Genomic DNA, 13,708 nt, shown 5'->3' with positions numbered 1-13,708 from the left:
TGTTTGGCTGAACAACGTCTCCATACGGCACGTGCCTCCTACAATAAGGTATGATTCACATCTACCATAGCACTAGTGCAAGCGTTTGCAAAGAATCAACTCGCAAAAAAAATGCAGTTTACACTGCATTCGAATGAAGCGTCCCAACTTGTTCACAAAAAGTGGAGATGAGCTTCGATAAATGTTTCCAATCATGATCCATCGTCGCGACGTGATACGAGTTCGGGAGCACCGCATATTCTTTTGTACCTTGCAATTGATCGAACAACCAAATCGAATCGATTGGTGGCACGACGTTGTCGACTGCCGAATGGATGACATATGTCGGCACATCAACCGACCCGACGTGCGGGCGTACCTCGTCAATTAACGCCAGCAATTCCCGAATCGCCTTTGTCGGCACACGGTCATAGACAATCTCATATACACCCTCTGCTAAAATATCGGGAGCGTCTTCATCGATGAATCGACATTCGGTACCTGACGCATGACACGCATACCCAGGTACGGATAAGGCTGCATTGATTGTGACAACTGCATCTGCCTTTTCCTCAAGTGCAGCTTTGAGCGCTAGCGTCCCACCCATCGACTGACCGACGACGATGACCGTCCGACACGACTCGCGCAATCGTTCGATGCCTTCGATGACACTTTTGTACCAACATCGATGCGTTGAACATCGAAAATCTTCTGGATCTGTCCCATGCCCTTTCAAACGTGGAGCATACACCGTAAACCCTTGTTTCATCAGCTCGATCCCGACGTCTTGCACACTCTGAGGCGTTCCATTGAATCCGTGACAAAGCAAAATACCAATTTCGTTTCCTTCATAATAAAATGCGCCTGCTCCAGGAATGACTGGATAGTTGATCGTTCTCATTACTGCCTCCTTTTTTAATTCCCACTTAACCGATACAATTAATTCGTATTAGAAGAGTGTAAAAGTTATCGACCCAACCGTCAAGTTCTTCATGTTTCGTTTACCTTGTCATCAAACTGTAATCATAACTTCGTATTTAGTGGATTGAGTTCTGACGTCTGCTTGGTTATGTTTAACATGTAGTTAAAAACTTGGGAAATGTGTTTGTCACTTTTGACAATACACGAATAATTTTTCAAGTGATTCGTTAAAAGGGAAGTAATGTAAGCGCTATCATGTTGTTTTTTGACATAAAGGAGGGTAATTTATACTCAATTTATGATGGCGCACGATGGGGAAATCGGGTTACATAATTACATCCAAGGGAGACTTACACATGGGGAAACCAACACAATCATTTAAGACAGTCACTGGCCTCGCTTTATCGGCAGGACTCATCGTCAGTAGCATGACGCCGATCGCGGCAAATGTACATGCCGAGACGTTGAATGCTTCAGACCTTTTCATCTCAGAGTATGTAGAAGGCTCAAGCAACAATAAAGCCATCGAGTTGTTTAACGGAACGAACGCGACGATTGACCTTTCTGCCTACAAGATTGAACTCTATTCAAACGGTGGCACGACTGCCGGAAACACATTGAATTTGACGGGAACACTCGCACCAGGAGCTACATATGTCATTGTGAACGGTAGTGCGTCAGACGCATTGAAAGCGAAATCGGATACGACGAGCGCTGTGACGAACTTCAACGGAGATGACACGATTGTCTTGAAAAAAGGAGACACTGTTCTCGACGTCTTCGGTCAACTCGGTGTCGACCCAGGTACGAAATGGGGAACGACCGTCGCGACTGCCGACCAGTCACTCATCCGAAAAGATACGGTCACGCGTGGCGACAGTGACGGAAGCGATGCTTTCGATCCTGCTGTCGAATGGACATCGACACCACAAGACTCATTCGATAACCTCGGGGTGCATACGTTCCAAGGCGTCGAGTACGGCGATGGCGGTACGACAGAACCACCTGCACCGGTCACACCGATTTCAATCGCAGACGCACGGACAAAAGCAGAAAATGAGACGGTCACTGTAAAAGGAGTCGTCACTGGAAAACTCGCGAACACGATCTCGATTCAAGATGCGACAGGCGGTCTTTCTATCCGCCCGACGTCACTTGCGGTCAACGTTGGAGATGAAGTCGTCGTCACAGGCGTCGTCGGTTCGTATCGTGAACTCTTGCAATTGAACAGCGCGGTCGTCGTCTCGAAACAAGCAGCGACGCTTCCTACTGCACAAGTAGTGACGGGAGAACAAATCAATGAAAACGTCGAATCAGAACTCGTAACCGTCAACAATGTCACGCTCACAGGGAGCGGTCAAAACTTGACGGCAACAGACGGAACGAAAGAGTTCATCGTTCGTGACGAACGGGGCATCCTCGATTTACAGACGGATGTGAACTATTCATCCATCACAGGAATCGTTCAGCAGTTTGACGATGCTTATCAAATCATCCCGCGTGACCCAGCGGACACGGTCATCGATACGTCGGTCCTTCGCCCGGCCGTCGCAAAACCAGGTGCCGGCACGTTTGTCGGACCGCAAGACGTCACACTCTCAACGACGACGGCAGATGCTGAAATTTTCTATACGCTCGACGGTTCAGATCCGAAAGAGAACGGGACTCGTTACGAAGGTTCGATTCGTATCGAAAACTCGACTCCGTTGAAGACGGTCGTGAAAACAGGTGACACGTTCAGCGCGGTCTCGACGTTCTCATACAAGATCACAGATAAGATTCGCATTCACGACATCCAAGGAGCGAACCATACGGCTCCAATGAACGGACAGACGGTTGAGGGCATCGAAGGAATCGTCACGTCTACTTTCATCTCGAGCGGGACGACATATTACTTCATCCAGACACCGGATGCTGAAGCCGACGACGATGCACGCACATCTGAAGGAATCGTCCTTTACGGCGGACGTTCAATCGCTGGCATTCAAGTCGGTGATCTCGTCAAGGTGAATGGAAAAGTGAGCGAATACGCGATTGAAGGATATAGCGATCGTCAACAGACAGACATGAAAATGACGCAAATCGATACACGTAACGGAAAAGTAGAAGTCGTCGCGAGCGGTGTGACACTCCCGACTCCGATTACAATCGATGCTTCAAACCTACCGACAGAGTTTATCGATAGTGATAACCTCGCTGTCTTCAACCCGGAGAAAGATGCGATTGACTTCTGGGAAAGCCTCGAAGGCATGCGCGTTCAAACGAACAACTTGAAATCAGTCGGACCACAAGAATACGGTGACCTCGTGACCGTGCTCGAAGATACGCCAACGGAGACTTACAATGGTGGTGTCTTATTGAAAAAGAACGACGCAAACCCGGAGCGCATTCAATTCCGTCTCGAACCGAACGCAGAAGCGCGTGACTTCGATGTGGCGACAGGCGACCGTTTCAACGGACCAATCGTTGGTGTCGTCGGCTACTCATTCGGAAACTACAAGATTCAAGCGTCGCTCGAAGACATGAAAGCTGCCTTCGTCAAAGGGGATGCGCAGCGTGAGAAGACGTTCATCGAAGCAGAAGAAGATCAATTGACGATTGCGTCTTACAACTTAGAAAACTTCTCGAACAACATTAAAGAAACATCAGATGAGAAGGCGCTCAAATTGGCAAAAGCATTCGTCAATGAATTGAACAGTCCTGACATCATCGGCGTAACAGAAGTACAAGACAACGATGGACAAGACAAAGGTGCGGGTTCTGCCGCTGATCAAAGCTATCAACGCTTGATCGACAACATCGTTGCTGTCGGCGGGAAAACGTATAAATACGTCAACATCGACCCTGAGAACAACCAAGACGGTGGTGCACCGGATGCTAACATTCGTGTCGGTTTCTTGTATGACCCTGCGCGTGTATCGTTGACGGATGGAATGCCTGCTGGTGACGCGACGACGGCAGTCGGATACGTTGACGGGAAGTTGACGCACAACCCGGGACGTATCGACCCGACGAACGAAGCGTTCAATCGCTCACGTAAACCGTTGGCAGCTCAATTTGATTTCCAAGGTGAGAACGTGATTGTCATCGCGAACCACTGGAACTCAAAAGGCGGCGATACTGGATTCTTCGGTTCACAACAGCCGGTCGTGCTCGGAAGTGAAGTACAACGTAAGAAGATTGCACAAGTCGTCCACAACTTCGTGGCGGACGTGAAGACGAAGAACCCTGAAGCGAACGTTGTCGCACTCGGAGACTTTAACGATTTCGAATTCTCGGATGCACTTCAAATCTTTAAAGGTGACTTGATGACGAACATGGTCGAGAAAGTCCCTGCTGTTGACCGCTACTCATATGTCTATCAAGGAAACTCACAAGTACTCGACCACATCCTTGTGTCGAACCGCTTGGCCGCTTCTACGAAGATTGACATGATTCACGTCAATGCGGACTTCACCGAGATGTCAGGTCGCGCGAGTGACCATGATCCGGTTCTCGCACAAATCGACTTCACTCCAGAACCTGAAGTGGAATTGACGCGTTACACGGTAGAAAATCATCCAGCCGCTCGTCTCGTCCTTCAAGAGGACTTTATCGGTGTGACGATTGGAAAAGGAACAAACTTTAAAAACGGAATCTTTGTCCGTGGCGCTTACACGGAATTGACGGGTGATGCGTTGAAAAATGTCGTCGTTCAAGTGAAACCGAAAGAAGCCGGTTCCATCATCGACTTCAAAGGCGCAACAGTGAAAGAAGTGATCGTTGACGGAAAAAACCTTGCCGAGATTCGCGGGGCGAAAAATGTCCAGCGCATCACGTATGCGAAAGGTGCTTCTCCATCATCCATCATCATCAAGAAATAACATGTTGAAACGCAGACACATCGTCTGCGTTTTTTTTGGTTTCAGCTCCCTTGAAGCGGGGATAAAAAGGAAGATGCTGAATCATGGAGGATGAAACTGATGGAATTGTATAACGGAGATTTATATTGGCCAACGACCGAATCAGATGACGTGGTGTTGCAACAACCTGAGAAAAAAGAGCAGTATGACGTGCTCGTCATCGGAGCCGGAATGTCTGGAACACTGACAGCTTATACGTTGCAACAGGATGGTGTGGATTTTGCGGTGCTCGACGGACGAAAAGTCGGAACAGGCAGCACGTCGGCCAACACCGGTCTTATTCAATATTCAAATGACATTATGTTACATGAACTCGTCGAAAAAATCGGAGAAGACGCGGCGGTACGCTTCTATCGTCTTTGTCTCGATGCCGTCGAATCACTTGATCAGGTAGCGGAAGATGTCGGGGCATCCGATATTTATATTCGCCGGGATAGCCTTTGTTTTGCGAGTGAAGAGGCCGATGTTGCCAAATTGAAACTTGAGTATGAGATGCTTTCGAAGCATGGTTTTGAAGTGGAATGGCTTGATCGCGATGCATTGCGTGAACGTTTCCCATTCGACAAACCGGCGGCCTTGATCACAAAAGGTGATGCCGAAGTCAATCCGCTCACGCTCAGCCGTCAAATCATTCGTCACTTATCGAAACAAAACGTCCCGATTTTTGAAGAAACATCAGTAGATGAAGTCGTTTCAGACGGCGAAGGATGGATTGTCCTCACTTCAAACGGTACATTCAAAGCGAACAAAGTCATTTTTGCGACAGGTTACGGTCCTGCTCCCCTACTTGATTCTCATCGAATCGATTTGAACCGTTCATACGCCATCGCAACGAATCCGATTGCAGCGTTCAGCGAATGGGAAGGACGCGCACTCATTTGGGAGACGAAACGACCATACCTATATTTACGTACGACTCCGGACGGTCGGATTATCGCTGGTGGTCTCGACGAAGACAAGGCAGAGACGCCTCACGATGAGGCACTCATGAACGACCGGGCTGAACGGGTGAAGGAGAAAATTGCAGAACTCTTCCCGATGTATGACCTCGAAGTCGATTATGCCTGGGTCGCCTTGTTTGGAGAATCGGTGGACCAACTCCCGTTCATCGGAGAGCACCCGAATCGACCGAATTTGTTTTATTTGCTCGGATATGGGGGAAATGGGACGGTGTACAGCATGCTCGGCTCTCGCATCCTGAGCGCCCTCGTTCGTGGTCAGCATCATCCAGACGCTGATCTCGTTCGTCTAGACCGAACGTAACCCCTTCATCTTGGGGGTTGTTACATATTGAAGGAGTGTTTTTGGATTGAAGAAAAAAAGAAAAGCAAGATGGGTGTACACGTTTCGCCGACTGATCGTGTTTATCGTTCCACTCGGCTGCGCCATCTGGTTTTGGCCAAACGAATCGACACCCACTACGCAGTTAAAGTCTGAACAAGTCTCTATTTCCGAGGAAATATACACGATCGAAAAGCGTTCACCCATTGTAGAAGAAGATGTGACTCGATATGAATATGATGTTGTGGTGCATGGTGAACCAAGTACGGATGAACTTCAATCCATTAGCCATGACGTCATCGAGAACGTCCAACAGTCCGACCAATTCCAGGCCGCCTTGTTACGATTTTATGATGACGCCGCCTATATCGGGACAGAACCCCCACTCGGTGAGGCCGTATTCGCTCCTGAAGGCGACTATGCGCTTGCCGACTGGGTCGAACCTGGTCAAACAGACGAGATGATGTTCGGCTGGCAGCTTCGTGAGAAAGAGTGGTCGACGAAACTGACTGGAAAAGAGATTCAAATCTGGGCGTTGTGGCAGGAACAATATACGAAACAGGATCCAGACGACCCGGACGTGAAATCAAAAGTGACGCGAATCGTCTCTAGTGAATATGATCTTGACCCAAAAATGGTGCAACAAATCGTCTTGAAACAGCATGTATGGGCTGCACTATAAGTCGATTGCCCATTTGTGTGAAATCTCTCTTTTTTGAAAAAAGAGGGATTTTTTTATTTGGGTTAGGGAACACCGATACAGTAGGTCAAAACGTGACTTACAACGGTCAGTCATACTTAAGGGAGGCAATCACATGGGGAACAAGAAAGAAGAGCAGTTAAAACAACATACGATTGATAACGAACAACAAGCAGGCTTGACGACGAACCAAGGATTGAAGATGGCGGAAGATGAATTCTCACTGAAGGCAGGGCGTCGCGGTCCGACCTTGATTGAAGATTTTCATTTCCGGGAGAAGATGACCCACTTTGACCATGAGCGGATTCCAGAACGGATTGTCCACGCTCGCGGCGTTGGTGCACACGGAGAGTTTCACGTATATGAACCACTCGCCGACATCACAAAGGCTGATTTCTTGAACGACCCTTCAAAGACGACACCGGTATTTGTCCGTTTCTCGACTGTCCAAGGCTCGCGTGGGTCTGCGGATACAGTCCGTGACGTACGCGGTTTTGCGACGAAGTTTTATACAGACGAAGGGAACTACGACCTAGTCGGAAACAACATCCCTGTCTTCTTTATTCAGGATGCCATCAAATTCCCAGACCTTGTCCATGCTGTAAAACCTGAACCGCATACGGAAGTGCCGCAAGGGGGAAGCGCGCACGATACGTTCTGGGACTTCGTCGGACAAAACCATGAGACCGCTCATATGGTCATGTGGGCGATGAGTGACCGGGGAATTCCACGTAGTTTACGCATGATGGAAGGGTTCGGGGTCCATACGTTCCGTCTCGTGAATGCGGAAGGAAAGGCACATTTCGTTAAATTCCATTGGAAACCGAAGCTCGGTGTCCATTCACAAGTATGGGACGAAGCTCAAAAAGCAGTCGGGAAAAATGCGGACTTCCACCGTGTCGATTTGTATGAAGCCATCAACAAAGGCGATTATCCGGAATGGGAGCTCGGACTCCAACTCATCCCTGAAGAAGATGAGTTCAACTATGACTTCGACATTTTAGACCCGACTAAACTGTGGCCCGAGGAAGAAATCCCTGTGAAACTTGTCGGGAAGATGACACTCAACCGAAACGTCGATAACTTCTTCGCTGAAACCGAGCAAGTCGCCTTCCATCCGGGACACCTCGTTCCAGGAATCGATTTCTCAAACGACCCGCTCTTACAAGGGCGCTTGTTCTCTTATACAGATACGCAACTCTCGCGTCTCGGTGGACCAAACTTCCACCAGATTCCGATCAACAAACCCGTTTGTCCGTTCCACAACAATCAGCGTGACGGCATGCATCAAATGGCCGTCCACAAAGGACAGACGAGTTATCATAAAAATGCGCTCAATAACAATCAGCCTGAACCCGTACCAGCTGACCAAGGCGGATTTGAGCATTATCAAGAGAAAGTCGATGGACATAAGATTCGAGGACGCAGCGACAGCTTCCTAGACTTCTATTCACAGGCGAAACTCTTCTATAACAGCATGACCGATGTCGAAAAGCAGCACATTCAAGACGCCTGCAGTTTCGAGCTCGGGAAATGTGAGTCGGATATGGTGAAAGAGAACGCCGTCGATTTATTAAATCGGATTGACCGCCATCTCGCTGAGGCCGTCGCGGATAATTTAGGCGTGCAAGTACCTGAAGAAAACAATGAAGTCCAGTCAGACAAGACGTCCCCCGCCCTCTCGATGGCGAACACGATCAAAAAACCAGACACGAAGAGCGTCGCCCTTCTCCTCGCCGGTGACGTGGATGCGAATCAAGTAAAGCAATGGGTGAAGCAACTCGCCGACCACAACGTCAACTATAGTCTCGTCGGTAAGAAAGCCTATATGCTCGGTGATTTGAAAGTAAAAGAGACGTATGACACGGTCGACTCGAGCCTCTTCGACGCCGCCTTCTTGGTGAGTGCCGCAACCTCGGTCGAAGATGACGTCCTCGAGTTCATCGAGAACACGTATAAGCACTATAAACCGCTCGCCCTGCACGTGCATCATCAAGAAGCACTCGCAACATGTCGCGTGAAGACAGACCAGCCTGGCGTCTTCACGTTTGATACGCATAACCTCGATGGATTCGATACGTTCATCGACGGAATCGCGACCGCCCGCTTCTGGGACCGCGCTTAACGATACCACTCGACTCGATTCACGAGTCGAGTTTTTATTTGCTTCATAAACTCACTGAATGCATCATCTCAGACAATCCTATTTTGATTTGGTATACTCTTTTAGTTATGTTTATTAACTATTCGAATTTGAAGAAAAGGAGGCGTCGTGTTCGATGCAACAACCTATCCAAAAACTGTGGACGAGAGACTTTTTGATTATCTCGCTCATCAACTTCTTCCTGACGCTCATCTTTTTCTTATTGATGGTCACCATCGGGGTACATGCCGTCGAGTCGTACGGGGCGACGACGAGTCAAGCAGGGCTCGTCACCGGCATCTTTATCATCGGGACGTTGACCGGACGATTGTTCATCGGTCGACTCATCGATTCGATCGGCCGGAAAAAGACGCTTTATATCGGGCTCGTCTTTTTCACCGCCACCATCTTGTTGTACTTCGTCCATTGGGGCGTCGGGTTCTTATTGCTCACTCGTTTCGTACACGGTCTCGGGATGGGATTATCGAGTACCGCAACCGGAACAATCGTGGCACAGGTCATTCCTGCGACACGAAAAGGCGAAGGGATTGGCTACTACAGTATGAGCTCTACCTTGGCGACAGCCATCGGGCCATTCGTTGGGTTGCTCCTTAGCCAATATACGAGCTTCACCGTCATTTTCGGACTTTGTTTCGTGATCGGACTGATCAGTTTGGCGAGTACGTTTTTCGTGAACGTACCAGAAGTAGACGCACCGGAAGTCGTTCGTGGTTTCTCATTGAAATCATTCGTTGAACCGAAGGCGTTACCGATCGCACTCATCATCGGGATGGCCGCGCTCAGCTATTCGAGCGTTTTGTCCTATATTAACTTTTACGCGAGTGAACTTGACTTGATTGAAGCGGCGAGTATCTTTTTCCTCGTCTACTCCGTCGCCGTCCTGTTGTCTCGTCCGATTACCGGGAAGTTGATGGACGCGCGTGGGGCGAATGTCGTCATGTATCCAGCAATCGCGATTTTCGCCGTCGGTCTTCTCGTGCTCAGTCAAGCGAATAGCGGCTGGATGCTGTTACTCGCAGGTGCTCTAATCGGGCTCGGATTTGGAAATATCCAATCGGGTACACAAGCGATTGCCGTCAAGGCTTCCCCACCCCACCGGATGGGTATGGCTACTTCGACGTTCTTCATCGCACTTGATGCAGGTCTCGGGTTTGGTCCGTATTTCATCGGTCTACTCATTCCGTTGACTGGATTTTCGACGCTATACTTGATGCTTTCCGGCGTCGTTCTCTTTACCATTTTCTTGTATTACCTCATGAACGGCCGGAGCGAACAGAAACAACTGAAAGAAGCTGCCTGACAGGATGTTCTTACATCCTGTCTTTTTTTGAAAGTTCACACATTTTATCGAAGGATACGTTAAGATAAAAATGACGTGTAAAAAATAGAATGTACGAAATGAGGGAGACGAGATGAAAGCTGACCAAACACTTCAATACAACGCATCGATTTTATTACGGACGTTCGATAAAATTTCAGACTATGTGTTCTTTATGGAAGTCGATGGTTCAGCTTATCGATACGTCTTTGTGAATGAACCCGCAAAACGCGCGATCAACTGGTCGGACGCAGATGTCGGAAAGCAGATTGACGAACTCGTCCCCGCTGAAACGGCCGCGCTCATCACAACATATTACGATGAAGCGATTCGAACGAAAAAAAGTGTCGTCTATGAAGACTATCGTCTTGCTGACTCGTTCTACACCGATACGGTAGAAGCAAATGATGTATTGACGCTTCCCCTTCATTACTTCGAGTCAGAGGTGACTCCTATTTTTAATGACGAGGGACAATGTACACATATCGTCTCGGTCGTCCGCGAAGTGACGGAACGAAAGCGTCGCGAACTGGAATTGTCCATTTTGAAAGATCATCATGAGTCATTAAGACGTTACTCGCCCCATGGCATTTTTGTACTTGATCATCATCTGAATATCAAATCGGTCAATCCGGCCGTCATGAGCATCACTGGATATGCCGAGCAGGAGATGCTCCATCAACCGTTCCTTTACTGGCTTCCCGAGGACGAACGTTCTCGTGTACGGAAAGGGTTGCAGTTCACGTTATCCGGCATTCCGCACAAGTATTCGGTTTACGCCACTCATGAGTCTGGGGAGCGGCTTGATTTGTCCGTATTGAACATCCCGATCGAAGTCGGTGGCAACATCACCGGATTGTTTGCCATCATCATCGATTTAACGCCTGAGAAGAACGCTGAACGGGCCACAATCGAAAGTGAACGTCGCTATCGCCAACTGATCGAAACGATTCCGGAAGGCATCATCGTTCACCAAGATGGGAAGATTTTATATGCGAACGCAATGGCGCTCGAAACGATTGGAGAGACTTATCTCGAGAGTGAATCCATCTTTTCTTTCATTGCAGAAGAATATCACCAATCCACTCGGACACGTCTCGCTACCCTTGAACTAGGTGGACCTGTTCAAGATACCGAGATGGTCGTTGTGACGCCTAGCGGGGACCGGCTTCATATGGACATAAGCAGTCTCCTCATCGACTATGAAGGACAGCTGGCCATATTGACGATTTTGCGCGATGTCACGGAAAAACGAGAAATGGAACAGGCCTTGAGACAAAGTGAGTTACAATACAGACTGATTACGGAAAACATGAGTGATCTCGTTTGCATATTAGAACGGGATGGGACGGTTCGTTACGCCTCCCCTTCTCATCGTACGGTTCTCGGCTTTGCAGCCGATTACTATGAAGGGAAGAATACGCTCGACTATATTCATCCAGATGACATTCAAATCGTCCGTTCACAATTGAAGGACTTGAAAGAGCAAGACGTCTCGCTGACTCTTGAATTCCGACACTTTCACGCGGACCAACGCTGGATCTGGCTCGAGACAAAAATTCAAGCTATCTATGACGAATCAGGGCATCTTCTGCACTACTTGACGGTCAGCCGAGAAATCATGCAGCGAAAAGCGCTTGAGAAGCGCTTAAAGCACTTGGCATATCACGACACGCTGACTGATTTGCCGAACCGACGCTACTTCCTCGCCTATCTTGAAGAAGCCATCGAAGAGACGAGATATGAGAAAGAGCAATTAGGCGTTCTCGCGCTCGATGTCGACCGTTTCAAACAAATCAACGACACGTTCGGCCATGATGTCGGGGATGAGCTCTTGCGTCAATTGGCGCGCCGATTGACGTCGGTACTCCGAAAACAAGATATGGTGGCAAGACTCGGGGGCGATGAATTCGCCGTCCTCATCCGATTCACCGATCCTTCTTCTCTCCATCGTGTCGCCGAAAAGATTATCCAAGCGTTACAACGACCTTGGGAAATCGACCAGCATACATTCATCACAACTTCGAGCGTCGGTGGCGCTCGTTATACAAAAGGATTGTCGACTAAACAGCTGTTGAAACGCGCCGACCTCGCTTTATATGAGGCGAAAGCAGACGGTCGAAACCAATATGTACTCGCAAAGGACCTGTGAATCAAGGTCCTTTTTTTCACGTGAAACATATGTAGAACGCCTAAACACGAACATTAAATACTCATAAATTTAAATACATTCATTTTTAGACTATTTTTACGAAGTTTCCCTTTGACTTTGAGAGCTGTTCACGTTATATTACCGAATGGGCGAAGTTTTTTCATAGTTCAAGATGTTAATGTTCGTGAATAGGGGTGCAACTTATGGATAAAGTGTTTGATTATGAAGATATTCAATTAATTCCTGCAAAATGTATTGTCGACAGTCGTTCGGAATGTGACCCGACCGTCGAGCTCGGGGGCTTCACGTTCCGTTTACCGGTCGTTCCGGCTAACATGCAAACGATTATTGATGAGAAAGTGGCGCTCATGTTGGCCGAGAACGGTTACTTTTACATCATGCATCGCTTCAATCCTGAGACGCGTCTCGCGTTTATCCAGGACATGCATGAGAAAGGTCTCTATGCCTCAATCAGCGTCGGGGTGAAAGAAGAGGAGTATGCATTTATCGAGATGCTTCAGTCGACTGGTCATACACCAGAATTTATTACGATCGATATCGCACATGGACACTCGAACGCGGTCATCCGAATGATTCAACATATCAAGCACCATCTTCCTGGTTCATTTGTCATCGCGGGGAACGTCGGGACGCCAGAGGCCGTTCGTGAATTGGAACATGCCGGAGCGGATGCGACGAAAGTCGGAATCGGACCAGGGAAAGTATGCATCACGAAAATCAAAACGGGATTCGGCACGGGCGGCTGGCAATTGGCGGCGCTCCGCTGGTGTGCCAAGGCAGCGACGAAGCCGATCATCGCGGATGGGGGAATCCGTACACATGGGGATATCGCCAAGTCGATTCGTTTTGGCGCTTCGATGGTCATGATCGGTTCATTGTTCGCTGGCCATGACGAATCTCCAGGGGAAACATTCGAGCAAGACGGCAAGCAACTAAAAGAGTATTTCGGCTCTGCTTCCGAGTTCCAAAAAGGTGAGCGAAAAAACGTCGAGGGGAAAAAGATGTTTGTCGAACACAAAGGGGCACTACAAGATACATTGACCGAGATGGAGCAAGATCTCCAGTCGGCGATTTCTTACGCGGGTGGCGACAGTCTCGAAGCATTGCGCACGGTAGACTATGTCATGGTGAAAAACTCAATCTTCAATGGGGATAAAGTATACTAAAAAAAGGCGACCTCGTGAACTGCCCCATAAAAGTTGGACACGAAAATCCAACTTTTATGGGGTGTTTTTTATGACCAAATATTCAAAGGCATTGAAAGTCCAGA

At 48.4% G+C, this 13,708-nt stretch carries 8 protein-coding genes; 7 read left to right on the top strand and 1 reads right to left on the bottom strand.

Annotation, left to right across the window (positions count from 1 at the left end; genetic code table 11):
- Positions 1 to 118 precede the first annotated feature (118 nt).
- Positions 119 to 880, bottom strand: coding sequence for an alpha/beta hydrolase (locus tag KNO86_RS09640; protein WP_214695648.1), 762 nt, complete (start codon positions 878 to 880; stop codon positions 119 to 121).
- Positions 881 to 1,256: 376 nt separating this feature from the next.
- Between KNO86_RS09640 and KNO86_RS09635 the strand changes: the two genes are divergently transcribed.
- The 7 genes from KNO86_RS09635 to guaC all read left to right on the top strand — a co-directional run bounded on the left by KNO86_RS09635 (position 1,257) and on the right by guaC (position 13,604).
- Entirely contained in the window at positions 1,257 to 4,763 is a 3,507-nt protein-coding gene (locus tag KNO86_RS09635) for a lamin tail domain-containing protein (RefSeq protein WP_214695640.1), read from the top strand.
- Positions 4,764 to 4,862: 99 nt separating this feature from the next.
- Positions 4,863 to 6,065 carry an NAD(P)/FAD-dependent oxidoreductase gene (locus tag KNO86_RS09630; protein WP_214695638.1) on the top strand — a complete coding sequence of 401 codons (1,203 nt, stop codon included), beginning with the start codon at positions 4,863 to 4,865 and terminating at the stop codon, positions 6,063 to 6,065.
- Between the two features lie 46 nt (positions 6,066 to 6,111).
- Complete coding sequence (locus KNO86_RS09625) at positions 6,112 to 6,765, top strand: hypothetical protein (RefSeq protein WP_214695636.1); 654 nt, start codon at positions 6,112 to 6,114, stop codon at positions 6,763 to 6,765.
- Positions 6,766 to 6,898: 133 nt separating this feature from the next.
- Positions 6,899 to 8,908 carry a catalase gene (locus KNO86_RS09620; protein WP_214695634.1) on the top strand — a complete coding sequence of 670 codons (2,010 nt, stop codon included), beginning with the start codon at positions 6,899 to 6,901 and terminating at the stop codon, positions 8,906 to 8,908.
- 154 nt (positions 8,909 to 9,062) lie between these two features.
- A complete protein-coding gene (locus KNO86_RS09615; protein WP_214695632.1) occupies positions 9,063 to 10,247 on the top strand; it encodes an MFS transporter in 1,185 nt (394 codons plus the stop codon).
- Positions 10,248 to 10,359: 112 nt separating this feature from the next.
- A complete protein-coding gene (locus KNO86_RS09610) occupies positions 10,360 to 12,417 on the top strand; it encodes a PAS domain S-box protein (RefSeq protein WP_214695630.1) in 2,058 nt (685 codons plus the stop codon).
- A 203-nt stretch (positions 12,418 to 12,620) separates the two neighbouring features.
- Positions 12,621 to 13,604 carry a GMP reductase gene (gene guaC / locus KNO86_RS09605; protein ID WP_074036799.1) on the top strand — a complete coding sequence of 328 codons (984 nt, stop codon included), beginning with the start codon at positions 12,621 to 12,623 and terminating at the stop codon, positions 13,602 to 13,604.
- Positions 13,605 to 13,708: the final 104 nt, after the last annotated feature.

Source organism: Exiguobacterium sp. s160 (genome assembly GCF_018617575.1).
Taxonomy (GTDB): Bacteria; Bacillota; Bacilli; order Exiguobacteriales; family Exiguobacteriaceae; genus Exiguobacterium; species Exiguobacterium aestuarii_A.
Note: the sequence above shows the minus strand (reverse complement) of the source record. Positions and strands in the feature narration are given on the sequence as shown.